The 23,235-nt window shown below is 70.4% G+C and carries 26 protein-coding genes and 1 pseudogene; 20 read left to right on the forward strand and 7 right to left on the reverse strand.

All coding sequences use genetic code 11. From position 1 onward, the window contains the following. Positions 1-99 precede the first annotated feature (99 nt). From DJ019_RS21400 to DJ019_RS14695, 6 genes are all read left to right on the forward strand, one after another. Complete coding sequence (locus tag DJ019_RS21400) at positions 100-249, forward strand: hypothetical protein (RefSeq protein ID WP_240606493.1); 150 nt, start codon at positions 100-102, stop codon at positions 247-249. Then, the gene (locus DJ019_RS21405) at positions 219-992 is read left to right on the forward strand and encodes an EcsC family protein (RefSeq protein ID WP_276310016.1); all 774 of its coding nucleotides are present in this window, start codon (positions 219-221) and stop codon (positions 990-992) included. The genes DJ019_RS21400 and DJ019_RS21405 overlap by 31 nt, the downstream gene beginning before the upstream one ends. Positions 993-996: 4 nt before the next feature. Then, positions 997-1,476: a hypothetical protein gene (locus tag DJ019_RS14680; RefSeq protein ID WP_111276791.1), complete on the forward strand. Its 480-nt coding sequence runs from the start codon at positions 997-999 to the stop codon at positions 1,474-1,476. Positions 1,477-1,508: 32 nt separating this feature from the next. After that, positions 1,509-2,243 carry a peptidylprolyl isomerase gene (locus DJ019_RS14685; RefSeq protein WP_111276792.1) on the forward strand — a complete coding sequence of 245 codons (735 nt, stop codon included), beginning with the start codon at positions 1,509-1,511 and terminating at the stop codon, positions 2,241-2,243. Positions 2,244-2,310: 67 nt separating this feature from the next. Beyond that, positions 2,311-2,730 (forward strand): ester cyclase, encoded by a 420-nt coding sequence (locus tag DJ019_RS14690; protein WP_111276793.1) that lies wholly within the window; start codon positions 2,311-2,313, stop codon positions 2,728-2,730. After that, the gene (locus DJ019_RS14695; RefSeq protein ID WP_240606494.1) at positions 2,727-3,311 is read left to right on the forward strand and encodes a TetR/AcrR family transcriptional regulator; all 585 of its coding nucleotides are present in this window, start codon (positions 2,727-2,729) and stop codon (positions 3,309-3,311) included. Before DJ019_RS14690 ends, DJ019_RS14695 begins: the two co-directional genes overlap by 4 nt. Before the next feature lie 20 nt (positions 3,312-3,331). Here DJ019_RS14695 and DJ019_RS14700 read toward each other — a convergent pair whose 3' ends face one another. Beyond that, positions 3,332-3,955 carry an adenylate/guanylate cyclase domain-containing protein gene (locus DJ019_RS14700; RefSeq protein ID WP_111276794.1) on the reverse strand — a complete coding sequence of 208 codons (624 nt, stop codon included), beginning with the start codon at positions 3,953-3,955 and terminating at the stop codon, positions 3,332-3,334. 83 nt (positions 3,956-4,038) lie between these two features. Here DJ019_RS14700 and DJ019_RS14705 point away from each other — a divergent pair, with 83 nt between their 5' ends. Next, positions 4,039-4,830, forward strand: coding sequence for a site-2 protease family protein (locus tag DJ019_RS14705; RefSeq protein ID WP_111276795.1), 792 nt, complete (start codon positions 4,039-4,041; stop codon positions 4,828-4,830). A 75-nt stretch (positions 4,831-4,905) separates the two neighbouring features. On the opposite strand, the pseudogene DJ019_RS21700 reads toward DJ019_RS14705, so the two are convergent. Beyond that, positions 4,906-4,995, reverse strand: a pseudogene (locus DJ019_RS21700) (PEPxxWA-CTERM sorting domain-containing protein); the annotation flags it as partial. Positions 4,996-5,826: 831 nt separating this feature from the next. After that, on the reverse strand, positions 5,827-6,603 hold the full coding sequence (locus tag DJ019_RS21230; protein WP_205854176.1) for a PEPxxWA-CTERM sorting domain-containing protein: 777 nt from the start codon (positions 6,601-6,603) through the stop codon (positions 5,827-5,829). A 246-nt stretch (positions 6,604-6,849) separates the two neighbouring features. Here DJ019_RS21230 and ruvC point away from each other — a divergent pair, with 246 nt between their 5' ends. Beyond that, positions 6,850-7,350, forward strand: coding sequence for a crossover junction endodeoxyribonuclease RuvC (gene ruvC / locus DJ019_RS14720; protein ID WP_111276797.1), 501 nt, complete (start codon positions 6,850-6,852; stop codon positions 7,348-7,350). Between the two features lie 17 nt (positions 7,351-7,367). On the opposite strand, the gene DJ019_RS14725 is transcribed toward ruvC, so the two are convergent. Beyond that, positions 7,368-8,273: a sulfurtransferase gene (locus DJ019_RS14725; protein WP_165844023.1), complete on the reverse strand. Its 906-nt coding sequence runs from the start codon at positions 8,271-8,273 to the stop codon at positions 7,368-7,370. A gap of 154 nt (positions 8,274-8,427) precedes the next feature. Here DJ019_RS14725 and ruvA point away from each other — a divergent pair, with 154 nt between their 5' ends. The 10 genes from ruvA to tilS all read left to right on the forward strand — a co-directional run bounded on the left by ruvA (position 8,428) and on the right by tilS (position 16,550). Continuing rightward, a complete protein-coding gene (ruvA, locus tag DJ019_RS14730; RefSeq protein WP_111276799.1) occupies positions 8,428-9,042 on the forward strand; it encodes a Holliday junction branch migration protein RuvA in 615 nt (204 codons plus the stop codon). Continuing rightward, positions 9,039-10,067 (forward strand): Holliday junction branch migration DNA helicase RuvB, encoded by a 1,029-nt coding sequence (ruvB, locus tag DJ019_RS14735; protein ID WP_111276800.1) that lies wholly within the window; start codon positions 9,039-9,041, stop codon positions 10,065-10,067. Before ruvA ends, ruvB begins: the two co-directional genes overlap by 4 nt. Then, positions 10,064-10,504 carry a tol-pal system-associated acyl-CoA thioesterase gene (gene ybgC, locus DJ019_RS14740; RefSeq protein ID WP_111276801.1) on the forward strand — a complete coding sequence of 147 codons (441 nt, stop codon included), beginning with the start codon at positions 10,064-10,066 and terminating at the stop codon, positions 10,502-10,504. Before ruvB ends, ybgC begins: the two co-directional genes overlap by 4 nt. 49 nt (positions 10,505-10,553) lie before the next feature. Next, positions 10,554-11,258, forward strand: a complete 705-nt coding sequence (gene tolQ / locus DJ019_RS14745; RefSeq protein ID WP_111276802.1) for a protein TolQ — start codon at positions 10,554-10,556, stop codon at positions 11,256-11,258. Position 11,259: 1 nt separating this feature from the next. Beyond that, positions 11,260-11,769: an ExbD/TolR family protein gene (locus DJ019_RS14750; protein WP_111276803.1), complete on the forward strand. Its 510-nt coding sequence runs from the start codon at positions 11,260-11,262 to the stop codon at positions 11,767-11,769. Then, positions 11,766-12,566 carry an energy transducer TonB gene (locus tag DJ019_RS14755; RefSeq protein ID WP_111276804.1) on the forward strand — a complete coding sequence of 267 codons (801 nt, stop codon included), beginning with the start codon at positions 11,766-11,768 and terminating at the stop codon, positions 12,564-12,566. Before DJ019_RS14750 ends, DJ019_RS14755 begins: the two co-directional genes overlap by 4 nt. Further along, positions 12,563-13,885, forward strand: a complete 1,323-nt coding sequence (gene tolB, locus DJ019_RS14760) for a Tol-Pal system beta propeller repeat protein TolB (RefSeq protein WP_420849878.1) — start codon at positions 12,563-12,565, stop codon at positions 13,883-13,885. The genes DJ019_RS14755 and tolB overlap by 4 nt, the downstream gene beginning before the upstream one ends. Before the next feature lie 67 nt (positions 13,886-13,952). Then, complete coding sequence (pal, locus tag DJ019_RS14765; RefSeq protein ID WP_111276805.1) at positions 13,953-14,513, forward strand: peptidoglycan-associated lipoprotein Pal; 561 nt, start codon at positions 13,953-13,955, stop codon at positions 14,511-14,513. Positions 14,514-14,520: 7 nt separating this feature from the next. Beyond that, complete coding sequence (ybgF, locus tag DJ019_RS14770; RefSeq protein ID WP_111276806.1) at positions 14,521-15,363, forward strand: tol-pal system protein YbgF; 843 nt, start codon at positions 14,521-14,523, stop codon at positions 15,361-15,363. Continuing rightward, positions 15,351-16,550 (forward strand): tRNA lysidine(34) synthetase TilS, encoded by a 1,200-nt coding sequence (gene tilS / locus DJ019_RS14775; protein ID WP_111276807.1) that lies wholly within the window; start codon positions 15,351-15,353, stop codon positions 16,548-16,550. The genes ybgF and tilS overlap by 13 nt, the downstream gene beginning before the upstream one ends. On the opposite strand, the gene DJ019_RS14780 is transcribed toward tilS, so the two are convergent. The 3 genes from DJ019_RS14780 to DJ019_RS14790 form a co-directional block, all read right to left on the reverse strand. Then, the gene (locus tag DJ019_RS14780; protein ID WP_111276808.1) at positions 16,532-17,395 is read right to left on the reverse strand and encodes an alpha/beta fold hydrolase; all 864 of its coding nucleotides are present in this window, start codon (positions 17,393-17,395) and stop codon (positions 16,532-16,534) included. The genes tilS and DJ019_RS14780 overlap by 19 nt on opposite strands. Further along, positions 17,392-18,282, reverse strand: a complete 891-nt coding sequence (locus tag DJ019_RS14785; protein WP_111276809.1) for a M23 family metallopeptidase — start codon at positions 18,280-18,282, stop codon at positions 17,392-17,394. Before DJ019_RS14785 ends, DJ019_RS14780 begins: the two co-directional genes overlap by 4 nt. Positions 18,283-18,416: 134 nt before the next feature. Continuing rightward, positions 18,417-21,410 (reverse strand): autotransporter outer membrane beta-barrel domain-containing protein, encoded by a 2,994-nt coding sequence (locus DJ019_RS14790; RefSeq protein WP_111276810.1) that lies wholly within the window; start codon positions 21,408-21,410, stop codon positions 18,417-18,419. Between the two features lie 137 nt (positions 21,411-21,547). On the opposite strand from DJ019_RS14790, the gene DJ019_RS14795 reads away from it, so the two are divergent. Then, positions 21,548-21,874: a helix-turn-helix domain-containing protein gene (locus tag DJ019_RS14795; protein ID WP_111276811.1), complete on the forward strand. Its 327-nt coding sequence runs from the start codon at positions 21,548-21,550 to the stop codon at positions 21,872-21,874. A 27-nt stretch (positions 21,875-21,901) separates the two neighbouring features. Then, complete coding sequence (locus DJ019_RS14800) at positions 21,902-23,230, forward strand: calcium-binding protein (RefSeq protein WP_111276812.1); 1,329 nt, start codon at positions 21,902-21,904, stop codon at positions 23,228-23,230. Positions 23,231-23,235: the final 5 nt, after the last annotated feature.

Here is a 23,235-nt window from a genome sequence, read left to right on the forward strand (position 1 = left end):
CGGACGCGACAGCAACGCGCAGCCTCGCTGGCGGTTCCGGATTCGACCGGCTGGCGGCCGCTGGGCTAGAAGGTGCGCAGGCTGGGGAACGGAACACGCATGCAACGTCGGAAGGTCGATCGCGCCCAGCGCATGCGCGCGCGGCGGATCTGGTGGGAACGCAACGGCGCCTTCGTGCGGGGATTCCTGGTCGGCGTCGCCCTGACGGCGTTCGTCGCGTGGCTGCTGCAGCTTCTGGTGTTCAGATAGTCCGCGCGACCCCGCCAGCCGACCTCACGGACGAGGCCTACGAGCGCTGGGCGCGCGGCGAGGTCGATCGCTGGCGCTCGGACGTGCTCCGACCGCCCGGCCCCCTCGACCGGGCCGCCCGTGAAATGCAGGGCCGGATCAACCGGCTCATCCCAGAGAAGGTGCATGCGACGGTCACGACGGTGATCGAGGGCATGACGCGAACGATCCTCACGGGCGCGGACCTCACGACTGCCCCGGCGCTCATCGGCGCGTCGCTGGCGGAACGCGACCGCCGGGCGCTGGCGGCGATCAGCAGCTACCGGGCGACGGCGGCGGTGGAAGGCGGCGTCACGGGCGCCGGCGGCTTCTGGATGGCCCTGGCCGACTTCCCGGCCCTCCTGGTCATCAAGATCAAGCTGCTGTTCGACCTCAGCGCCGTCTACGGCCACGAGGCCGACCACTTCGAGGAGCGACTGTTCATACTGGGCCTGTTCCAGCTCGCGTTCTCCGGCGCCGAACACCGCGCCGCCGTGTTCCACGAACTGGAGGGCTGGAGCGCCCGGCAGCATCCCGCAGACTTCGAACACTTCGACTGGCGCGCCTTCCAGCAGCAATATCGCGACTACATCGACCTGGCGAAGCTGGCCCAGATGATCCCGGTGGTCGGCGCACCGATCGGCGCGATCGTGAACTGGCGGCTGCTGGAGCGGCTGGGCGAAACCGCGATGAACGGCTACCGAATGCGATGGCTCGAAGGTTGACCCGATGCGCTGGCTTTCCCTGCTAACCACCGCGACCGTCCTGGCGGCCATGCCGGCCGCCGCCCAGATCCGCGAGGCGGACGTCCGCGCCTTCGTCGCCCGGCAGGAAGCCGCCTGGAACGCCAGCCAACTCGATCGCTACTTCGCCAGCTTCACGGCCGATGCAACCTTCACCGACCAGGCCTACGTCGGCGACAAGCCCCCCGTGCCCTACGGCGCCAGCACGCTCGACCAGGCCCGCGCCAACGCCCGCAAGGCCTTCGCGGGGACTCCAACGCCGCGGGAGGCCGGGCGGGTGTTGCGGGTCGAGATGGCTCCCGACGGGCGCTCGGGGCGCGTCGTCTCGGTGGTCGGCTCCACGGTCTGGGACCAGGGCCGCGCCCGACGGCTTTGCGCCACGCGCGTCCAGGCCTTGATCGAGACAAACGCCGGACTGCGGGCCGTCAGCCGGACAGACACCTACGTGAAGTGCCGGAGAGGATGACGCCGCCGGCGCCGCGAGGCTAACCTGGCTGCATGCTCCACGCTGTCCTGCCCGGCCTTGCCGCCGCCCTCGCCCTCGCCTCCGTTGCGATCGCCCAGACGCCCACGGCTCCTCCGCCGCCAGCCACGCCCGCCCCGAGCCCGCCGACGCCCCCCGCCAATCCGCGCGTGAAAGTCGAGACGGCCGCCGGCGCATTCGTGGTGGAGCTCTATCGCGACAAGGCGCCGGTCACCGTGGCCAACTACCTCCGGTACGTGGACCGCGGGCTCTTCAGCGGCGCGGCCTGCTACCGGGCGAGCAAGCCGAAGGACTACAAGGGCGACGACTACGGTCTGGTGCAATGCGGCCTGCAGAACGACCCCAGGAAGGTGTTGCCGCCCATCGCCCACGAGCCGACGACAAAGACCGGCCTGACCCATGGAAAGGACGGGGTGATCTCCATGGGGCGCCATGCGCCCGGCACCGCCCAGGCCGACTGGTCCATCATGCTGGGGGACATGAGCTATCTGGACGCCGACCCCAAGAACCCCAGGGCCACCCCAGGCTTCGCCGCCTTCGGTCAGGTGGTCGAAGGGCTCGAGGTCATCCGCAAGATCATCGTGATGCCGACCGACCCCAACAAGGGCGAAGGCGCCATGCACGGCGAGATGCTGGTCAGACCCGTGCGGATTCTCAGGGTGAGCCGCGTGCCAGCGGCGCCGCCCCCGGCCCCGCCGGCGCCCGCGACTACGCCGTCCCCAGCGGCTGACGGGCCACCCTCAATATAAGATTTTTGTCTTGATTTGAGAATTGCGTCTCATTAGTGGACGTCTCCACAACCGATGGAGACGCGCCATGTCGCTCACCCACGCCCAGATGGACGCCCGTATCGACGAACATTTCGGCTATGAACAGGCCGACGACGTGGAGGGCGTGCTCGCCACCCTGACGCCCGACGCCGTCCACGATATCGTCGGCTCGCCCACGGGCCCGACCACCGGCCCGGATGGGGCCCGCGGCTTCTACGAGGCGCTGTTCGCGGACCTGGCGGATGGCAGGATCCGCACCGTGAGGCGGCTCTACGGCGACGACTTCCTGGTCGACGAGAGCGTCTGGAGCGGCCGCGCGCCCGGCCGCCCGTTCGGCGTCGAAGGCCGCAATCGGCCTCTTGAATTTCGCCTGCTGCACGTCGTCGAGTATGCCGACGATGGCCGCATGAAGCGCGAGAACGTCTGGGTCGACCTCGCCGCGATCCTCCAGCAGCTTCCCCAGTGAGCCAGGCCGTCAGCAACCGCGCCCTGCGCACCCGAAGGGACCTGCTGGACGCCGCCAGCCGCCTGATGCGCGACGGGCGCACCCCCACCTTCGAGGAGATCGCCGAGGCGGCCAGCGTCTCGCGCGCAACGGCCTACCGCTACTTTCCCGGCCTTGAGGCGCTGCTGTTCGAGGCCGGGCTGCACGTCGCCGTGCCCCGCGCCGAAGACCTGTTTGGCCCCGGGGCGCCGACGGATCCGGCGGAGCGGCTGGAGCGGCTCGACGATGCGCTCTTCACCATGCTGGAGGCGAACGAGCCAGCCATGCGCGCCCTGCTGGCCGGCAGCCTGCAGCCAACGACAGACGCAGACGCGCCAGTGCGCCAGAACCGCCGTTCGCCGCTGATCGACGCCGCCCTGGATCCGGTGCGGGACCAGTTCCAGCCGGACGCCTTGCGCCACCTGAAGGCCGCGCTGGTCCCGCTGCTGGGTGTCGAGGCGCTTGTCGCCTTCAAGGACGTGCTGGGCGTCGACAAGGACCAGGCGCGCGCCGTCCGTCACTGGATGATACGGGCGCTCGTGGCCGCGGCGCGCAAGGCGTAGCTTGCCGACGCCGAGGCCGACTAAGCCAGCGCGTGATAGACCAGCGTCAGGCCCGAGATGCTCGCCCGCTCCTCCAGCGTCACCACCGCGGGGTCGAGCTGACGGCGCGCCGCCTCCGTCAGCAGGATCATCCCGCCCTGGGCGACGTCCTCGCCCAGCTTTGAGGCGAGATTGACCTCGTCGCCGAACAGGTCGTGCGCGCCCAGCACCAGCAGGTCGCCGAAGCCGATGCCGATCGAGGCGTAGAGCCGGCGGGTCGCGGGCAGCAGGACATTCACTGTCGCGAGCTGGCGCATAATCTCGCGTGACGCGGCCACCGCCTGCTCCACCCGCTCGAACAGGCAATAGAGATTGTCGGCCTCCGCCTTCACCATCGTACCGCCGCAGGCCTCGATGGTCGGCACCGCCAGAAACCGCATCTGGTGGATCATCAGCAGAAACGAGACGATGCCGTGAACCTGGGTCGTGCGCGAGAAGCCGCTCATGTCCAGCACCATCACCGCACGCCGCTGGGTGAAGTCGCGCTCGATCTCCTCGGAGATCTGAACCCGCTGTTCAGGGTGGTCGATGATGCGCGACAGCAGCTCGTCGAGGCGCGCGCGGCTGGCGCCTTCTGGCGCCGGAGGTGAGGCGAGTTCGCTCATGGGCGCAGGAAACCCCTACAGCAGAGCTTTCGCAACAGCCGACCGGCCTTGCCAGCCCGCCGGCGACGGACGATCTCTGCGCGATGACGTTCGAGACCGATGCGCCCGCCGCGGCGAGCCCTGCCGCGGCGAAGCCGCCGAACAACCTCGTGGGGCTGAGCCTGCTCGCGATCTTCGTCGGCCTGGGCGCGGGTCTCGCGCTGTGGCCGGACGGGCCGACGCCGCTGACCTTCGGCTTCGTGCTGACCGGATGGATCCTGGCCGTCATGGCGCACGAGTTCGCGCACGCCGGCGTCGCCTACCTCGCCGGCGACCATACGGTGGCCGAGAAGGGCTATCTGTCGTTCGACCCGCGCCGGTACGGCGATCTGGGAACCAGCCTCATCCTGCCCCTCATCGCCCTGGCGCTGGGCGGCATCGGCTTCCCGGGCGGCGCGGTCTACCTGCGCAACGACCTGATGCGCAGCCGCAGCTGGCGCGCGGCCGCCTCCCTGGCCGGGCCGGGAGCGACGCTGGCGGTGCTGCTTGTGCTGGCCTTCGTGCTGAACCTCTGGGGCCGGGTCGCCCTCCCGGGTCCGCTCTTCGCCGCCGTGGCCATGCTGGCCTTCCTGCAGGCCACCGCGCTGGTGCTGAACCTGCTGCCGCTACCAGGGCTCGACGGCTTCAACGCCCTCCGGCCGTTCCTTCCCAAGACCTGGGCCCCCGCTGTTCACAAGCTGGAGGGGCTGGCGCTGGTGATCCTGCTGGGCGCCGTCTTCTTCATCCCGGGATTCAGCGCGGGCCTGTTCGCCGTGGCCGTCACCCTGGCCGCCTTGCTCGGCGTGCCGCCCGAGGCGATGCAGGCCGGCTGGGACGCCTTCCACTTCTGGCGCTGAACGCCAAAGGGCCCCGGCGCGCGGCGTCGGGGCCCCCTCGGGGATGCGCCTGGGGTCAGGCGCCGGGGAACTGGTCTAGGCGAACGCGCTCTGGCGACGCCGCAGCAAGGCGCCGGCCGCGCCGAAGCCCATGATCATCATCGCCCAGGTCGCAGGTTCCGGAACCACGCCGATCTCCCGAGCCCCGCCGAAGCGGACCTGGCCGACACCGGTGATGTCGCCGCTGGTCTGGAACTCCACGCTGCTGATCCGCGTGCCGCCGGTGCCGTAGGCGTTGATGAACCCGCCGTTGAAGTTGTTGAAGGTTTCCGTGGTCCCATCGTTGGTCAGGATCGTCACGGACCAGGTGTCGTTGTTTCCGGTCGGATCCTTCAGGTCGACCTCGAACGAGCTGAAATCGTAACCGTCGAGGCTGAACCTCAGGAAGTCGAGGCCCGAGCCGACGGTCGGGACGATCCAAACCACGCCGCCCTGGCTGCTGGTCTTGATGTCCTCGGCGCCTTCAACGACGACACCGATGCTGGTGTTGTTGATGACCCCGTAGACGAAGTTGTCGCCACCAGCTTCCTGGGCCCAGTCGACGTTCTTGTTGGCCGGCCCGTTTGCGCCGGTGTCTATGACCACGGCCGCTGACGCCGAAGCCGCTGCCGCGAGAATCGTCACGCCGGCCAGACTGCCGAGTAGAGTCTTCATCATGGCCAAGCCCTCAGCTGAAGTTCCCTATGCCGAGGGAAGGTCGTTAACACTTTCGCCAAACGTCGTTCACCACCCATAGGTATACTCACAACGACGTGACTCAGCCTGAGCGCGACGGTCAGTCAACTTCACGACGTTCAGTCGCTCATAGGGGGAAACCTGGCGGAATCTACCGCCCTGGACGTGCATCCGTCTGGCTGCCGTCCCTGAGACATTTGACGCTGAGCCTGAGATCTCGCCCAACAAGAAAGGCCCCGGCGTTTCCACCGGGGCCTTCTGTCATTTGCTTGCAGGAGAGTACTAGGCGAGCGCCAGCCGGCGCTGGCGCCGCAGGACCGCACCCGCGCCACCAAAGCCCAGGATCATCAGCGCCCAGGTGCCCGGCTCGGGGATGGCGCCGGTCTGAACGAAGGCGTCGCGGGCGGCGATGTTAAACGTCGCACCGGTGCTGGTGACGACATCAGCCGAGAACCAGAAGCCCGCCGGATGAACCGTGCCGCCGCCGTTGCCTCGCCCATTGCCGTTCGGGACCGTAACCTCGGAAGTGGACGTGAAGCTCGGCCCAGTGCCCATCGCAGTCAGCTTGCCATCCACGATCGTGGCGCCGACGCCCGCAAAGGTGAGGCCGCCCGCGCCCAGGTTCGTCACGCGGAAATGCAGATCGGTCGGATCGTACGCCCCGCCGCCTTGCACGCCGCCGCAGCAACCGATCTTGTTGGTGTAGATGCCAAAGTTGTTGTTCTGGAAGGCGCCGTACCCGCCATCCACGAACTGCTGGCCAGCCACCTCGTTGAACACGGTGACTTCGAAGTCGCCCGTAAGATTGAAGGTGAATGGGGCCTTGTTGCTGCCGTTGCCGGTGTTCACGAAGCCGACTTGAGGGGCGAACAGCGTCACCACCACGTCCACCGTGTCCGGCGAGATTTCCGTGAGGGTGACTTTGCCGAGCGGGGCCACCTTCGTGAAAGGCGCGTCGTTCTTGTACTCAAGATACGACACATAAGTCGCCGCCGAAGCCGAGCCGGCGATGGCGAGCGCCGCAGCGCCGACGACGCCAGAAACCAGATGCTTGAACATGCGATACCCCGAAATGGCACGTATTTGCAGTTTAGGTATCGGCGGTACAACTTTCGCGCCACTACCTGGAGGCTGCAATTGCGCTCGGGATTCGCTGGAAAGGCGTTTTTCGAGGAATTCCAGGCACTTTCAGAGGCGCCGACTTACCCAATCTGGGGGCCTGGCCGCCCCCTTCGCTGGTCGTCCTTTACCACCCCTTCACCATTCCCAGGCGTCTCTCGTTCCGGCATCCTAGCCGAACAGACGATGAACGCGACTCGCCCCCTTCGCATCCTGGGCCTCGATCCCGGGCTCCGTCGCACCGGCTGGGGCGTCATCGCCTGCGAGGGCGCGCGGATCAGCCATGTGGCCCATGGGGTGATCGCACCCAACGACAGCCTGCCCTTCTCAGAACGACTGCTCATCCTCTTCGAAGAGATCTCGGCCGTGGTCGCCGCCCACGCGCCGGACGAGGCGGCCGTGGAAGAGACCTTCATGAACACCAACGCCCAGTCGGCGCTGAAGCTGGGCCACGCCCGCGCCATGGCCCTGGTGGCGCCGGCCCGGGCGGGGCTCCCCGTCGCCGAGTACGCGGCCAGCGTGGTCAAGAAGGCGGTCGTGGGGACCGGCGGAGCCGACAAGGCCCAGGTCGGCTGGATGATCGCCCGGCTGCTGCCCACCGCGGGCAAGACCAGCGCCGACGCCGCCGACGCCCTGGCCGTCGCCATCGCCCACGCCCACACCCGCAGCGCACGCCGGGTGGCCTGACCGGCCGGGCCGAATTGTTAGGGCGCGTCCGCGCTGACGGCGCCGTCGCGGCGGGACCAGTCCTCGTATGAACCGTCGTACAGCAGCACCTTCAGACCAAGGGACCGGGCCGCGAACAGCGTAGCCGAGGCCTGCTGGCCCACATGGCAGTAGGTGATGACGGTGTCGCCAGGCTTCACGCCGGCGGCCTTGAACCGCGCGGCCACCTCGTCCGCCGGCGCGAGCGTCAGGTCGGGCGTGGTGACGGAGACGAACGGCACGCTGCGGGCGCCGGGGATGTGGCCCGCCCTGTGGGGCCGCGCCGGCGTACCGCCGGCCTTCGCTCCGGAGTAGAATTCGGGCGCCCGCGCATCGACCACGGCGTAGCCCTTGGCGTCGGCGTGGCGCTGCACGAATGCCGCGTCCACGATCATGGGACGCATCTTCAGCGCGGAAAGCTTGCCGGGCTTCACCACCGGCGCCTCGCTGGAGAGCGGCAGGCCGGCTGCACTCCAGGCCGGCAGCCCGCCCTCGAGCAGGCGCGTGCGTGCGCCGAGACCGGCCATGTCCAGAGTGAACACCACGCGCGTCGCGGACTGGATGCCGTCCTTCGTCGGGACGACCACGATGCGCGAGCGATCCGAGACGCCCAGCGCGGCGAGCCTGCCGCGAAGGGTCTCCGCATCCGGCATCTCAAGGATCAGGCTGTCCGGTCCCTGGGCCGGCGCCGCCACGTCGGCCAGGCTCACCAGCCGCGCCCCGGGGATGTGGCCCGCCGCGTAGCCCGCCTTGTCCCCGACCTGGAGGATCACGAGGTCGGGATCGGCCAGCCGCTTCGCGAGCCACTGGGGCGAGGCCACCAGCCGATCCCGCGGGCTCCCCGCTGAGGCCGGAGCCGCAAACGCCAGCGTCAGGGCCAGCACCGCCAGGATCATGCGCATCATCACCGCCTCCATCCTCTGTGATCCTAGCCGCCCGAGCTGGCCAGATCACGCGCCGCATAAGCCGCGCATCATTCCCCCTGAGTCCGCCCTGCGGTACCTGTTGGGAACACATGCCGAACCTGATTCGCCCCTGCCGCCGTCGGGAGCGCGCCGCATGATCGGGCGCCTGCGCGGAACCGTGGCCGAGATCGGGGAAGAGGAGGCCCTGATCGACGTGATGGGCGTGGGCTACGTCGCCCGTTGCGGCAGCCGCACGCTCTCGCGCCTGCCGGAGATCGGCCAGGAAGCCCTGCTGCATGTTGAAAGCCATTGGGGCGAACAGACCGGCCTGACCCTCTACGGCTTCCTGACCCGCGACGACCGGCAGGCCTTCGTGCTGCTCCGGACCATCCAGGGGGTGGGCCCAAAGGCGGCGCTGGCGGTGCTGGACGTCCTGCCGCCCGCCGAGCTCGCCGCCGCCGTGGCGCGCGACGACAAGGCCGCTGTGGCGCGGGCCAACGGCGTCGGGCCGAAACTCGCCCTGCGGATCGTCACCGAGCTGAAGGGTAAGCCGATCCACGACGGCCCTGTGGCGGCCTTCCACGCGACCATCCCCAGCGCCCAGCCCGCGAAGCCCTCGGCCTCGGGCGAGGCTGTCGCGGCGCTGATGGGCCTGGGCGTCGCCGAGCCCGCCGCCCGACGGGTCGTCGAAGCCGCCGCCGTCCGGCTGGGCGAGGACGCCGAGCCGCCCGCCCTGATCAAGGCGGCCCTGCAGGAGCTGGGACGGTGACCCGCATCGTCTCGGGCGACGCTCAGCCGTTCGAGCCGACGGACAAGGCGCTGCGCCCCCAGACGCTCGCCGAGTTCGTCGGCCAGCAGCAGGCCAAGGCCAACCTGTCGATCTTCATCGAAGCGGCCAAGCAGCGGGCCGAGGCGCTGGACCATGTGCTGCTGTTCGGACCGCCGGGCCTCGGCAAGACCACCCTCGCCCAGATCGTCGCCCGCGAACTCGGCGTGAACTTCCGCGCCACGTCGGGGCCCGTGCTCGCCAAGGCCGGCGACCTCGCGGCCATCCTGACGAACCTCGAACCGCGCGACGTCCTCTTCATCGACGAGATCCATCGCCTGGCCGCCAACGTGGAGGAAATCCTCTATCCGGCGATGGAGGATCATGTCCTCGACCTGGTGATCGGCGAAGGCCCGTCGGCGCGATCGATCCGCATCGACCTCGCGCCGTTCACCCTGGTCGCCGCCACCACCCGCGCGGGCCTCCTGGCCACGCCCTTGCGCGACCGCTTCGGCATCCCGATCCGCCTGGAATTCTACACTCACGAGGAACTGCAGAAGGTGCTGATGGGCGCCGCGGCCAAGATGGGCATGGCGCTGACGCCCGAGGGCGCGCTGGAGATCGCCGCCCGCTCGCGGGGCACGCCACGGGTGGCCGGGCGGCTCCTCCGCCGGGTCCGTGACTTCGCCGCCGCCGACGGCGCCGAGGTCGTGGGCCGGGCGGCGGCCGCCTCGGCGCTTGCCCGCCTGGATGTGGACGAACAGGGCCTGGACGCCCTGGACCGCCGCTACCTGCGGGCTCTGATCGAGAACTACGCCGGCGGTCCGGCGGGGGTGGAGACCTTGGCCTATGCGATCGCCGAGGCTCGCGACGCGGTCGAGGACGTGATCGAGCCGTTCCTGCTGCAGCAGGGCTTCATCCAGCGCACGCCGCGCGGCCGGATGGCCTGCGCCAAGGCCTACGACCACCTTGGCCTCGCCGCCCCGAAGGGCGTCGGCCAGCCGCCGGCCGGAGACCTCTTCGAATGAACGCCGAGCCCAGCGCCGGCTGGGTGGACGGCCGCGAGCACGTCCTGCCGGTCCGGATCTACTATGAGGACACCGACTTCACCGGCGTCGTCTATCACGCCAACTACCTGCGCTATTTCGAGCGGGGCCGGAGCGACTTCCTGCGGGTGATGGGCGTCAGCCATCAGGCCCTGCTGGCCCAGAACGCCGCCTTCACCGTCACCCGGATCGAGGTGGACTATCGGCGCGCGGCCCGCGTGGACGACGCCCTCCTGGTCCGCACCACCTACGATGCGGTGAAGGGGCCGCGGCTGTTCATCGGCCAACGCATCCTGCGCGGCGAGGAGCTGATCGCCGAGGCGGTGGTCCAGGCCGCCTGCATCGACGCCGCCGGCCGTGCGCGCCGGCCGCCGGCCGGGCTGACCGAAGCGATCACGCCCTACCTCGCCGCGCCATAAGTTCGCCACCTAAGCCCGCCAACCAGAGCCGAGACGACCAGGAGACACGATGGACCCGGCCACCGCCGTCAGCCCCGAGAGCTTCAGCATGGTGTCGCTGTTCCTGCGCGCCGACTGGGTCGTGAAACTGGTGATGATCGGCCTGGCGCTCGCCTCGCTCTGGTCGTGGACGATCATCATCGACAAGCTGGTGAAGTTCGCCCGCCTCAACCGCGAGGCCGACCGGTTCGAAGACGCCGTCGCCTCGGGCCGCAGCCTGGAGGAGGTCGCCGCCGAAGCCGGGGAACGACCGAAGCACGCCCTGCCCCGCATGTTGCAGGGCGCCCTGAAGGAGTGGCGGGAGTCCCGCGCCAAGGGGTCGGCCAGCGAGGGCCAGATCGCGCTGCTGATCCAGCGCATCGACCGTCAGCTCGACACCACCATCGCGCGCGAGGCGGCGCAGGTCGAAGCCGGCCTCGGCTCGTTGGCCATCGTCGCCACGGCCTCGCCGTTCGTCGGCCTGTTCGGGACCGTCTGGGGGATCATGGGGTCCTTCCAGGCCATCGCCATCCAGAAGAACACGTCGCTGGCCGTGGTCGCGCCCTCGATAGCCGAGGCCCTGTTCGCCACCGCCATCGGTCTCGTCGCCGCCATCCCGGCCTACATCTTCTACAACAGCTTCTCGACCGCTGCGGGAAAGTACGCGGCCCGCCTCGAAGGCTTCGCCGACGACCTCTCCACCGCCATCCAGCGGCGGCTGGCGGAGCGGGCCTGATATGGCGCTCTCGGCCAACGACGCCTTCGCGGCAGGCGGCGGCGCGAAGCGGCGGCGACGCTACGGGCGCGGGCGGCGCGGCGCGCTCAGCGAGATCAACGTCACGCCCCTGGTCGACGTGATGCTGGTGCTGCTGATCATCTTCATGATCTCGGCGCCTCTGCTCACCGCCGGCGTCCCCGTGGAGCTGCCCAAGACCGAGGCCGGCGCCATGCAGGACGTGCCCGACCCGATCACCATCTCCATCCGTTCGGACGGCCGCCTCTATGTGGGCGAGACCGAGACGCCCTTCGCCAGCCTGTCGCCCCGCCTCAAGGAAATGGCCAGCGACACCACCCGTCCCATCTATGTCCGCGCTGACGGGCGGGCGAGCTACGAGGTCGTGGCGCGGGTGATGGCCTCGCTTTCCACGTCGGGCTTCACCTCGATCAACCTGATCACCGACACCGGCGGCCCATCCTCGGGCAGCGAAGGCTCCGACGCGACGGCGGGGGAGGAGGCCGCTCCGTGACGACGGCCCGCGCCCGGCGGTTCGAGGTCTCCCCGGCGGCGCTCGGCTCCATCGCCCTGCACGCGGCGGTGGCGGCTGCGTTCATGGTGAGCTGGGGCAGTCGGGACCTGAAGGTCGGATCGGTGGTGCCGGTGACGATCGTTTCGAGCGCGCCCGACGTCGACACCCGTCCTGCCGTCCAGGGTCCTGAGACGCTGACGGCGCAGACCGAGGAGCCGGTGGCCGAGGCGCCGCCTGAGCCGGCCCCGCCACCGCCGCAACCCGCGCCCCCGCCGCCCTCGCCCAAGGCCGCGCCCAAGCCCGCCGAGAAGGCCCCCGCCCCCGCCCCAAAAGCGGCCGCGAAGCCGGCGGAGAAGAGCCTGGACCTGGACGCCCTCGCCGCCAGCCTGACGCGGCCGGCCCGGAACGCGCCCCAGCGCCCATCCTCGGCCGCCCAGGGCGCCAGCCGCCCCGAGACCGCCCCCGTCGCACGCCAGACCACCGGCTCCGGTCTCGCCGCCGGCGCGGCGCTGCAGGGCCTGGCCGAGGAGCTCCAGCGTCGATGGAACCCGAACTGCGAGGTCGAGGGCGGACGCGACGTCCTGGTCCGCGTGACGTTCCGCCTGGGCGTCGGCGGCCAGGTGGTCGGTGACGTGAGTTCGGAGATCAGGGGCGCACGCACGCCGGTCTCCCAGGCCGCCGCCGAGCGCGCCGTGCGCGCCGTCTATGCGGCCGCGCCCTTCCGGGGCTTGCCCCGCGAATTCTACGGCGACCGCATCGCGGTCAACTTCAACGCCCGAGAGGCCTGCGACCGATGACCAAGACCGCCCGCAGCCACGCCGGCCAGATCATGGCCCTGCTGTTCTCGCTGCTCTGCGCGATCACGGCGCTCGCGCTGGCGAGCCCTGCCCGCGCGGAGATCGAGATCAACGTCAACCGCGCCGACGTCCAGCCCCTGCCCATCGCCGTACCGGCCTTCGGCGGCGGCCAGGTCGGCGCCGACGTCTCGCAGGTGATCGCCGCCAACCTGCAGCGCTCGGGCCTGTTCCGGCCGCTGGACCCTGCCAGCTTCATCGAGAAGGACCTCACCGCCGCCGTCCAGCCGCGCTTCGGCGACTGGAAGACGATCAACGCCCAGGCCCTGGTCAACGGCCAGGTCACTGTCGAGGGTGGCCGCCTGCGGGTGGACTTCCGCCTGTGGGACGTGTTCGCCGAGCAGCAGCTCCTGGGCCTGCAGTTCACCTCCAGCCCTGAGAACTGGCGCCGCGTGGCGCACAAGATCTCGGACGCGGTCTACGAGCGGCTGACCGGCGAGAAGGGCTATTTCGACACCCGCGTGGTGTTCGTCGCCGAGAGCGGCGCGCGCGGAAAGACGATCAAGCGCCTCGCCATCATGGATCAGGACGGCGCAAACCCCAGCTACCTGACAGGCGGCGACTCCATCGTGATGACGCCGCGCTTCTCGCCCACCAGCCAGGAAATCACCTACATGGCGCTGCGGCCGGATTCGGCCTCCGTCTATCTCTACAACCTGGAGAGCGGCCGGCGGGAAAGCCTGGGGTCGTTCCAGGGCATGGTCTTCGCACCGCGCTTCTCCCCCGACGGCGGCCGCGTCGCATTCTCGGTCGAGCGGGGCGGCAACAGCGACATCTATGTGATGAACCTGTCGAACCGTTCCTCCAGCCGACTGACCTCGGACCCATCCATCGACACCTCGCCGTCGTTCTCGCCCGACGGCGCGCGGATCGTGTTCAACTCGGACCGCTCGGGATCGCCGCAGCTCTACGTCATGGGCGCGGACGGCTCGGGCGCGCGGCGGATCTCGAACGGCGGCGGGCGCTATACGACGCCGGTGTGGAGCCCGACCGGCGAGTTCATCGCCTTCACCAAGCAGGCCGGCGGCCAGTTCCATATCGGCGTGATGCGGCCCGACGGCTCGGACGAGCGGCTGCTGACCACCAGCTATCTGGACGAAGGCCCGACCTGGGCGCCCAATGGCCGGGTTCTGATGTTCTCGCGTGAAACCCCCGGCGGCCCGCCCAAGTTATGGAGCGTGGATGTCACGGGCCGGATCCTTCAGCCAATGCCTTATCCCGGGGCGGGATCGGATCCAGCATGGTCGCCTTTGCTTAACTAGTCTTGCGCCCCAATCCCGCCCGATACATCTCGATAGTGATTCGCAACCTCGACCGCAGGAGACCCAGATGGTCCGCAGCTTGAACGGCTACACCCTGGTCCGGCTCGCCCTTGTGGGCGTCGCCGCCACTTCGCTGGCGGCCTGCGCCAAGAAGGCCCAGCCCACTTACCCGGTGCAGCAGCCGCCGGCCCAGACCCAACCGCAGACACCGCTGCCCCCCGGCCCCGGTCCGGTGGACCAGCAGTCGACGGCCCCGGTCCCGGGCTCGGCCCAGGACTTCGTCGTCAACGTGGGTGACCGGGTCTATTTCGACACCGACTCGCACGACATCCGCGCCGACGCCCAGCCGATCCTGGACGCCCAGGCCGGCTGGCTGCGCCAGTACGGTTCGGTCCGCGTGCGCATCGAGGGGAACGCCGACGAGCGCGGCACGCGGGAATACAACCTCGCCCTCGGCGCACGCCGCGCCAATTCGGTGCGCGAGTTCCTCGTGAACCGCGGCATCGCGGCCGACCGCATCGCCACCATCTCGTTCGGCAAGGAGCAGCCGCTCGACGCCGGCAGCGGCGAGGAGGCCTGGCAGAAGAACCGGAACGCCCGCACCGCCATCGTCTCCGGCGCCCGCTAGCCCGACGATGCGCGCACGACTCTCCCTGATCCTGGCCGCGCTCACCGTCCTCGCGACGGCGGGTCCGGCCGTGGCGCAGACACCGCTGCCCGAAGCCGCGGTCGATCCGCTCGACGCCCGCGACGCCCGGCGGGTGGAGCGGATGGAGAAGATCGTTCGCGAGCTGCGATCCATCGTCTTCCAGCTGCGCGACTCCGGGAAGCCGGTCGTCGTGCAGCCGGCGGACACCGACGCCCGCATGCTGGAGATGGGCGAGCGCCTGAAGGACCTCGAAGAGACCCTCCGGCGCCTTAACGGGTCCCTCGAGACAACCACCTTCGACCTCGACCAGGCGAAGCGGGAGAACGCCGCCCTGAAGGCCCAGGTCCAGGCCCTGTCGGACAAGCTGGCGAAGATCGAGGGTGATCTCGCGGCGGGTGCGACGCCTGCCGCCGCAGAGGCCGCAACCGCGGTCCCCGCCGGCGATCCTGCCAAGGACTTCACCGAGGCGCGGCAGCTTATGCTGGCGGGCGATTACGACGCCGCCGAAGCCGCCTTCTCGGCCTATGTGGCGAACCATGCCGACGCGCCCCGCGCCCCCGAGGCCAGCTACTGGTGGGGCAAGACGCTCAGCGTCCGCGGCGCCCACGCCGACGCCGCCAAGGCCTACATCGGGGCCATCCGCGGCTGGCCCCAGACTTCGTGGGCGCCCGACGCCGTGGTCGAGCTCTCTCGGTCTCTCGTCGCGCTCAAGAAGCCGGCCGACGCCTGCCAGACCCTGGCCGAGTTCACCCGCCGCTACCCGAAGGCGCCGGCCAACGTGGCAAGCCGCGCTGCGGCGACCCGCACCCAGGCGAAGTGCGCGGCCTAGAGGCCGCCGTCCGAGCGGTCCTCGACCGACGCCTCCGGCGATCCGGCCCGCCCCTTGCCGTCGCCCTGTCGGGGGGCGGAGACTCCCTGGCGCTGACGCTCATGGCGGACGCCTGGGCGCACGCGCAGGGTCGCGAGCTCGTCATCCTGACCGTGGATCATGGCTTGCGGCCCGAAAGCGTCACCTGGACGGAACGCTGCGCCGGCCTGGCCGCGCGGCTTGGCCGACGCTTCGAGGCGGCGGTCTGGACAGGCGAGAAGCCGACGACCGGTCTGCCGGCCGCGGCCCGGTCTGCCCGGCACCGCCTGCTGGCGGAGGCGACACGCCGCGCCGGCGCCAAGGTGCTGCTGATGGGCCACACGGCCGACGACGTCAGCGAGGCCGCCGCTATGAGAGCCGCCGGGTCGACCACCCCCTCGCCGCGCGAATGGTCCCCCTCGCCAGCCTGGCCGGAGGGTCGGGGGATCTTCGTCCTTCGCCCCCTGCTCGGGGTCTCGCGCGCCGACCTCAGAAGCTGGCTCGAGGCGCGCGGCGAAACCTGGATCGAAGACCCTGCAAACGACGATCCGCGCTTCGCCCGCAGCCGCGCGCGAGCGGCCGGCGCGCCCTGGGTCGAGCCAGTGGACGAGGAGCCCCCCCTCGCGCTCGCGGCTCTCGCGTCGGAGGCGGGCGGGGTCATCAGCCTGCCGCGAAGCGCCCTGGCGGCTGCATCCGAGCCCGAGGTCACGCGGCTGGTGTCCTTGGCGACCGTCTGTGCAGGCGGCGGCTCCCACCTCCCGGCGGCGAGCCGGGTCGCGCGCCTTGCGGCGGCCTTGCGAGACGGCGACCCCGTGGTCGCAACCCTGGCCGGCGCGCGCGTCGAAGCCGACAGCGCGGAGTTTCGGGTTTTCCGCGAAGCCGGCGAGGCCCGACGGGGGGGACTCGCCGACGGGATACGCCCCTGCGTTTGGGACGGCCGCTTCGAGCTGCATGGCGACGGTCCCGTGCGGCGGCTCGCCGGCGCAGCCCGGCGGCTGTCGCCCACGGAACGGGCCAGCCTGCGCGGCCTGCCGCCGGCCGCGCGGGGCGCACTGCCGATCTCTATGGATGACGGCGCCGCGAGGCTCCTCGCCGCTGCCGAAACGCCCAGCCTGGTGGGCGCGCGGCTGCGCGCCGCCGCGGGCCTGATTCAGCGCGAGCCCGACTGAAGCACGTGCTCGACGCCGCGGACGACGGCGTCCGCGTAGCGGGGGCCCAGCAGGTTGGCGTGGGTCGCCGCTTCCACGTGTTCGACGTAGCCGCTCCGCGAGCGCCGCGCCGGCGCTTCCTGAATGTGCTTGAGCGCCCGGCGTGACCTGACGGCCCCGGCGGTCACCACGGCGACGGGCAGGTCCGTAGGCAGGTCGATGGCCCCGGCCATGACGGATGTCGCCGGCCAGCACATGACCTCCGCGGCCGCCGCGTGGGCGTGGGGCGCTGAGGCGTGGATACGCCGCTTCTCGGCCGCCGACGCCCCGGGCAGGCCGATCAGGTTGCCGCTGACGTAGGAGACCGGAACCATCAGCCCGACCTTCGCGCCATAGCTCACCGCCTGCAGCACCCGTCCGAAGCCCCGGATCGCGGCGGGCCCACCGGGAAGACTGAAGACGTCCGGCGTCACCGCATCCACCAGCACGAGGCCGGTCAGGTCGCGCTCCCGCTCAAGCGCGAAGAGGCGGACCATCAGCCCGCCCATGGAGTGTCCGCACAGCAGGATGGGGCCGGCCTCGCCCAGCACCCCCAGCAAGGCTTCCAGGTCGTCGTTGATCGACCGGCCGTCGCGGGGCGCCGGACCAGGGTCGGAGTGGCCAAGGCCGGCACGATCGTAGGACAGGCTGCGAAGGCCCTTCTGAGCCAGCTTCTCCTGCACGACCGCCCAGTCCGTGGCGCAGCCGAAGGCGCCGTGCTCGCACACGATCAGGGGATGATCGCTGGACGATGGCCCGGCGCGGACCGTACGCAACGCGCGGCCGCCGATGTCCACACGCTGGCCCCGGTAGGTTGGCGGGCTCAAAGGGCGAGCTGCGCCCGCGGGCGGCCGTCGGGGCCAATGGACAACTGCTTGAGCCCGTCGATCTTCTCGGCCTTGGCCGCATCGCGCGCCAGGCCTTCGAGATTGCGCTCGGCGGCGACGAGGTCCTGGGCGTCGGTCGTGGCGCGGCGCACGACGATGGGCTTGCCTTCCTTCGCCGCCATCAGCGCGCGCTTGCTCTCGGGAATGAAGGAGACGTAGGCCATCCGCACCCGACCGGAATAGCGCTTTGCCTTGTCGAGTGGCAGATCGCCCGCTTCCGCGAACGCACGCCCCAGGAACATGGCGGGATCGAGCGGCCGGTCCTGCGGGTCGCGGATTTCGAAGTGCAGATGCGGGCCGGTCGACACCCCCGTCGATCCGATACGGCCGAGCGGTTCGCCCGCCTTGATCGGCAAGCCCGGCTTCACCCCATCGCGGATGCCGCCAAGGTGAGCATAGAATGTCGTGAGGCCTGCCGCATGCCGGACGGCGACGTAGCGTCCGTAGCCTCCCTTGGTCCCCGCCTCCACGACCGTGCCGTCCGCGACGGCCACAACCGGCACGCCGCTGTCGGCCGAGATGTCGACGCCTTCGTGAAGGCGGCCATTGCCCTCCCAGGGAAGCTGGCGCAGGCCGAAGGGCGAGACCACCGCGTGCCCCGGAACCGGCTCCTCGAACGCGATGAGCACGTCGTCCTCGACGGGCTGACGCACCGTGGCCGGCGCACTGGTCAGGACGGCGCGAGCCGCCGGCCTGGACGCCGGCTCAGGGGTCAGGAGCGAGGCATGCGCCACCGCAAAGGCGGCCAGCCCCGCGACCACGACGATCCCGGCTTCCGCCGCCCGTCGCCGCCCACGTCTGCCACCGATGCCGTTGCGGTCCGCCAACCCAGAGTCTCCACCACCGCGATCCTGCCCGCCGTTTCCAACGCGGGACCGGTCGGCAGGCTGCCGGGCGTTCTAGGCAAAATCCGGGCCGGCGGCAAACCGGCGCCCCCGACAGGCGAACATCCTCCGGAGACTCAGAACTGGAAGCGGATGGTCGCCCGGACGTCATACTCCTCGTAGTCATCGTCCAGCGTCGCTCCGCCGTTGACGGCGTAGAGGACGCGCGCGGCCCCGCCCCGGAACCCCGCGCGCACGACGGCGCCGCCCTTGAACGCATCTTCCGGTGACAGCGTGAAATCCTGACCGCCTTCGAAGTGGGCGGTGGTCTTCCCGGGACCGCCAGCGAGCTTGGTGCGATAGCCGCCCTTGATCTCGGGCGCGAAGTAGACCTCGTCGCCGAACCGCCAGCCGATCGCCAGCAGGGCTTCGCCGGTCAGCATGTCGGCAGAGCGCTTGTCGACCGTCAGGTTGAAGCCGGCGCTTTCGCCCTTCTCCCTGTACCCATCCTCCGCAAGCCGCAGGTAGCTCGCCGACAGCTCGGGGCGGGCGTAGAAGGGGCCGGCCCGGAACTCGTAGGAGGCGCCGGCGTAGGCGTCGACCATCCAGGCGTTCCAGCTGGCCTTGGCGCGCAAGCCAAGATCCTCGGCGATGAGGCGCCTGTCGCCCTCGAGGAAGGCGTAGCCGAAACCGCCGCGCACCGCCGCCTGGAGCGGGCCCCCATCGACGCGCCAGTAGAGGCCGGCGCCGATCAGGTTCATCGAGGTTTCCTCGCCGGCGGCCGAGCCCCGGTCTTTCACGTCCGCTGTGACGAAGCTGACGTTGGCGCCGAGGGCGTTGGCCTCGCCCTGCAGGTCATAGCCGGCCGCGAAGCCAAAGCCCTGGCTCTTGAATCCCATGGCGTCGACCCGGTCGCGGCGCATGTTGAAGACCACCTCCTGGGCCCACACGCCCGAGCCGGACGTCGTGTCGATGGCCATCGGCTGGGCGACGGCGGAAGAGACGGCGGAGGAGATCGCCGCCGCCGACATCAGCACGCCGCCGGAGTGATCCGGCAGCATCTGGTCATACAGGTTCTGGAACCCGGCCCTGGCGCTCTGGCCCAGGAAGGCCTGTTCGATGGCCTCGTCCTTGTCGAGGGAGGCGAGGATGGCCTCATAGGCCTGGCCTCCGGACCGGTTGAGTCCCAGTTCGGCCGCCGTCTTGGGGCGCAGATCGACATAGAGGGCGCCCGCCGAAGTCTCGGCGCGCAGCGCCGCCTGGTAGAGGAATGGCGCCCCCGCCAGCGTCGCCCCGGCCTGCCCCACCTCAAGCGAACCCGCCTGGACGATCTGGAAGGACTTCGTCCCCCGGGAGATGCCGGTCAGGGTCACCGCCACCTGGGCGCCCGCGGCCACCGTCGCTGCGCCCGCGACATTGAGGCGGGTCGTCGTGACCGACGGATCGATGCTGACGGCGAGCACGCCCTTTGCGCCGATGTTCAGCGTGCTGAGCCCGACGACAGCGGTGTTGGAGAGCGTAAGGCTGCCCTCGCGGAGATCGAGAGCGAGCGTCCCGTCGGCATCCACGATACGGCCGGCCACCGCAGCCCCGCCGTCGATGAGCAGGGAGTCACGGCCCGCCCCGAAACTCATCGTGCCGCTCAGCGTGCCGCCCAGCAGTTCGAGCCGGTCGTCGCCGCTGCCGAGCAGAACGTCGCCGCCGATCGTGGGAACCGCGGTGCTCGTCAGCTTCGACTGGCGGATGAGCGCGCCGGACGTGTTCGCCGACAGGTCTATGGCGACCGCCCGCCCGGTCTGGGTCACGCCGGTCGCCGGCGTGACCACCGCCTTGATGGTCCCGAAGTTGTCGACGAACGACAGCGTGCCCGACTGGTCGACCAGGGCGCGGGCGTCATGCAGGCCGCCATTCTGTTCGGCGCCCACGACGCCCGAGTTCACGAACGCGGGGACGACGGCGCCGGCGCCCAGGAGCACGCCGGTGGACTGCGCGAGATAGGACCGGCCGACGATCGTGCCCCCGTCGTTGTGGATGCCCGTCTGCACCGTCACGGTCCCGCCGCCCGGCTGGCCGATCCGAAGGGCCGTGGCCGCCACGCCGTCGTTGACACCGTCCGCGGTGATCGTGCCCCGGTTCACGAACCCGTATTGCAGGACGCCCGTCCCGACCGCCCCAAGCGTCGTCGCGGTGGCGCCGCCGATGTCGATGGCGGGGGCGCCGCCGTAGGAGATGATCGAGGCCGTGGCCTCAGCCGTGTCGACGACGCCGTCGTCGTCCTCGTCGGTGTCGGTCGTCGACGTATCCGCCGGCGGGCGATCAAGCAGGACGCCCTTGGCGACGCTGCCCGTGATCCGCACCGCCGGACCGCCCTGCTTCAGGTCGTCGGCGTCGAACTTGGCCCGCACGGCGTCGGTCTGGCGCGAGTTGGTGCGATAGCCGGTGACGGTGATGCCGTTCTGCAGCACCAGCGCCCCGTCGACCTGGCCCACCTGGACTCCCACCGACCCTTCGCCCTGCGCCGAGACGGCGCCGAGGATCTTCACGTCGCCTGAAATCGAGTCCACGCGCACGCCGACGCTGCGGTCGCCGATGACGCTGATGGTTCCCGAGGTGGTCACGGCCCCGATCTGCCGCGTCTCGACCGAGATGCCCGCCGAGTCATTGCCCTCGATGGCGATCGATCCGCTGCTGGCGATGTTTCCGACTACGAACGTCGGCGACTGCACCCGCACGCCATAGCGCCCGGTCCCCTGGGCGAACGGGCCGTCGACGTCCCCGTCCGAGTCCGTGTCGGTCGCGGTATAGTCCTCCACTAGGCTGATCGAGCCCGCGTTCGCGATGCCGATCCCGACCTCGCCGGTCGCCAGGATGCCGGTGGCGCCGCTCACGCCATTGAAGGTGATGGAGCCGCTATTGGTGACGGCGTGGGAACTGTCGACCGTCACGGCCGCCCCCGCTGTCGTCGGAGCGATGGAGCCCGCCGTCTCGATCAGGATGCTATCGGGCTGGCCGCCGGCGATCGTCGATGTCCGGACCGGCGCGGTCGTCGCGGTGGATATCTTCGTCTCGGCGCTTGCCGAGGCCGCATGCAGGAGCGGCAGCAGAGCCGCGGACACGAACAGTCGCTTCATAGCTTTCCCGAAAACCATCGCCGTGATAGGCGGTGAACCAGCGGCTACACGTCGCGTAGTTATTTGTTGCGTAAATACTGTATTATCGGGCTTGCGGACGTCCTGCAAGGGCGTATGCGCCAGCCCTGGAGCCCCTGATGCCGAGACCTGCGACCGATCCCGCCAAGGCCGCCCAGATCAAGCTGCTGCGCCAGCAGGCTGGCCGTTGGCTGAAGGCCGAGCGCGAGCAGGCCGGTTTGACGCAAGCGGAATTGGCCGAGCAGGTGGGCCTGCGCTACTACACCTTCGTCTCGCAGGTGGAGAGCGGCCTGGGCCGCCTTCCGATCGAGACCCAGGGCGCCTGGGCCGAGGCTCTGGGCCTGGAGCCCGGTGAGTTCGCCAAGACCCTGCTCCGCTACTACGAGCCGGAACTGTTCCGGCTGCTGTTCGGCGGCGAGCAGGCCAAGAGCCAGGCCGCCGGCTAGGCCGCAGGAGACGTTTCGCTAGGGCACATGGGTCAGGTCGTTCCCTTCATCGCGCGGGTTCGGGACAGCGGCGACTGGAGCGCCGCCGAGCGCGCGCGCCTGGAGGAACTGGCCGATCGATTGGCGGCGAGCGGCGTCCGGGTCGAAGTGATCTTCGGCGCCACCGACGAGGGCGATCCCTGGTGCGTCGTCACCGATGAGAGCGGCGATGTCCTGATCCACGTGGCGAGGATCGACGGCAAGTTCGTCGTCCACTCGGCCATCGATGACATGGTCAACGAGAGTGTCGACCTGCACACCGCCCTGCGCGAACGTCTCGACGCGGCCGAGGAAGCGTTAGCCCCGCAGTCGGCGACCATCCTGCCGTTCTCGCTGAGCGCCCGTCAGGGACAGACCTTCCTGGCGCTGCTGGCGGCCACCGCCTTCTTCTACGAGAGCGCCAGTGTCGGCGACGCTGCCGAAGCGGCCGAACTCCCCGCCGCGCCCCTGCCGATCGAGGACGCACCCCCGGCTCCCGACGCCGAGGCGCCGACGCAGGAGCGCGAACTGGCCGTGCAAGGGGCCGCACTGCGCGACCCGTCGGATCAGCGCGCTGCACAGGCGGCCCTGTCCGCCGGAGCCGATTCCCGCAGCACGCCCATGGAGGTGCAGACGGCCGGCGTTCCGGCCCCACCGCCAGCGGCCGAGCCAGAAGCTCCGCCGGCGCCGACCATCGTCATCGCAGCAGCCCCCGCGGAAACCAAGGCTCCCGCCACGCTCGCCGGCACGGCCGATGACGACCTGCTGGTCGGCACGGAGGCCAGCGAGCGGATCGAGGGCGGCGCCGGCGACGACACGCTTCGCGGCGGCGGCGGCCACGACACCCTGCTGGGGGGCGCCGGCGACGACCGTGTCGAACTGTCCGCGGGCGTGGTCGCCGAAGGGGGCGAAGGCGCCGACACTTTCGTGGTCACGGGCGCGCCGGGACAAGGTCATGCCGGAACGCTGCTGGGGGTGATCCTCGACTTCTCAGCCGGCGAGGGCGATCGCCTGTTCACCCAACTCGGGCAGGAGATCCGGCTGCCGGAGTTCCGGCAGAATCCCGGTGAGCCGCCGGCGACGGACCCGACCAACCTCGCGCCGCCGGGCCCGAACACGGATCCGACCTCCGACTTCGGCGTGCAGTCTGGCAGCGGCGGTGGCGCGTTCGGGCCATCGCTGGCGCCGCCCGTCATTCGCGTGGACGTGGACCTGGACGGAGACGGCCAGGCAGACGGCTACATCCTGGTGACCCGTCGCGGCGCGCCTCTGGAGCAGGACGAGCCGCCCATCGGCGTGACCGGCCAGAGCTTCGGCCCGGGCGACCCCCTCGGCTGAGTTCG

Origin of the sequence: Phenylobacterium kunshanense, from assembly GCF_003254525.1 — a bacterium.
GTDB lineage: Bacteria > Pseudomonadota > Alphaproteobacteria > Caulobacterales > Caulobacteraceae > Phenylobacterium > Phenylobacterium kunshanense.

Bases quoted from the DNA above. Each gene is read 5' to 3' on its own strand.
- DJ019_RS21400 (WP_240606493.1), top strand. From the start codon at position 100: ATGCAACGTCGGAAGGTCGATCGCGCCCAGCGCATGCGCGCGCGGCGG.
- DJ019_RS14680 (WP_111276791.1), top strand. From the start codon at position 997: ATGCGCTGGCTTTCCCTGCTAACCACCGCGACCGTCCTGGCGGCCATG.
- DJ019_RS14685 (WP_111276792.1), top strand. From the start codon at position 1,509: ATGCTCCACGCTGTCCTGCCCGGCCTTGCCGCCGCCCTCGCCCTCGCC.
- DJ019_RS14690 (WP_111276793.1), top strand. From the start codon at position 2,311: ATGTCGCTCACCCACGCCCAGATGGACGCCCGTATCGACGAACATTTC.
- DJ019_RS14700 (WP_111276794.1), bottom strand. From the start codon at position 3,955: ATGAGCGAACTCGCCTCACCTCCGGCGCCAGAAGGCGCCAGCCGCGCG.
- DJ019_RS14705 (WP_111276795.1), top strand. From the start codon at position 4,039: ATGACGTTCGAGACCGATGCGCCCGCCGCGGCGAGCCCTGCCGCGGCG.
- DJ019_RS21230 (WP_205854176.1), bottom strand. From the start codon at position 6,603: ATGTTCAAGCATCTGGTTTCTGGCGTCGTCGGCGCTGCGGCGCTCGCC.
- ruvC (WP_111276797.1), top strand. From the start codon at position 6,850: ATGAACGCGACTCGCCCCCTTCGCATCCTGGGCCTCGATCCCGGGCTC.
- DJ019_RS14725 (WP_165844023.1), bottom strand. From the start codon at position 8,273: ATGATGCGCATGATCCTGGCGGTGCTGGCCCTGACGCTGGCGTTTGCG.
- ruvA (WP_111276799.1), top strand. From the start codon at position 8,428: ATGATCGGGCGCCTGCGCGGAACCGTGGCCGAGATCGGGGAAGAGGAG.
- ybgC (WP_111276801.1), top strand. From the start codon at position 10,064: ATGAACGCCGAGCCCAGCGCCGGCTGGGTGGACGGCCGCGAGCACGTC.
- tolQ (WP_111276802.1), top strand. From the start codon at position 10,554: ATGGACCCGGCCACCGCCGTCAGCCCCGAGAGCTTCAGCATGGTGTCG.
- DJ019_RS14750 (WP_111276803.1), top strand. From the start codon at position 11,260: ATGGCGCTCTCGGCCAACGACGCCTTCGCGGCAGGCGGCGGCGCGAAG.
- tolB (WP_420849878.1), top strand. From the start codon at position 12,563: ATGACCAAGACCGCCCGCAGCCACGCCGGCCAGATCATGGCCCTGCTG.
- pal (WP_111276805.1), top strand. From the start codon at position 13,953: ATGGTCCGCAGCTTGAACGGCTACACCCTGGTCCGGCTCGCCCTTGTG.
- ybgF (WP_111276806.1), top strand. From the start codon at position 14,521: ATGCGCGCACGACTCTCCCTGATCCTGGCCGCGCTCACCGTCCTCGCG.
- DJ019_RS14790 (WP_111276810.1), bottom strand. From the start codon at position 21,410: ATGAAGCGACTGTTCGTGTCCGCGGCTCTGCTGCCGCTCCTGCATGCG.
- DJ019_RS14795 (WP_111276811.1), top strand. From the start codon at position 21,548: ATGCCGAGACCTGCGACCGATCCCGCCAAGGCCGCCCAGATCAAGCTG.
- DJ019_RS14800 (WP_111276812.1), top strand. From the start codon at position 21,902: ATGGGTCAGGTCGTTCCCTTCATCGCGCGGGTTCGGGACAGCGGCGAC.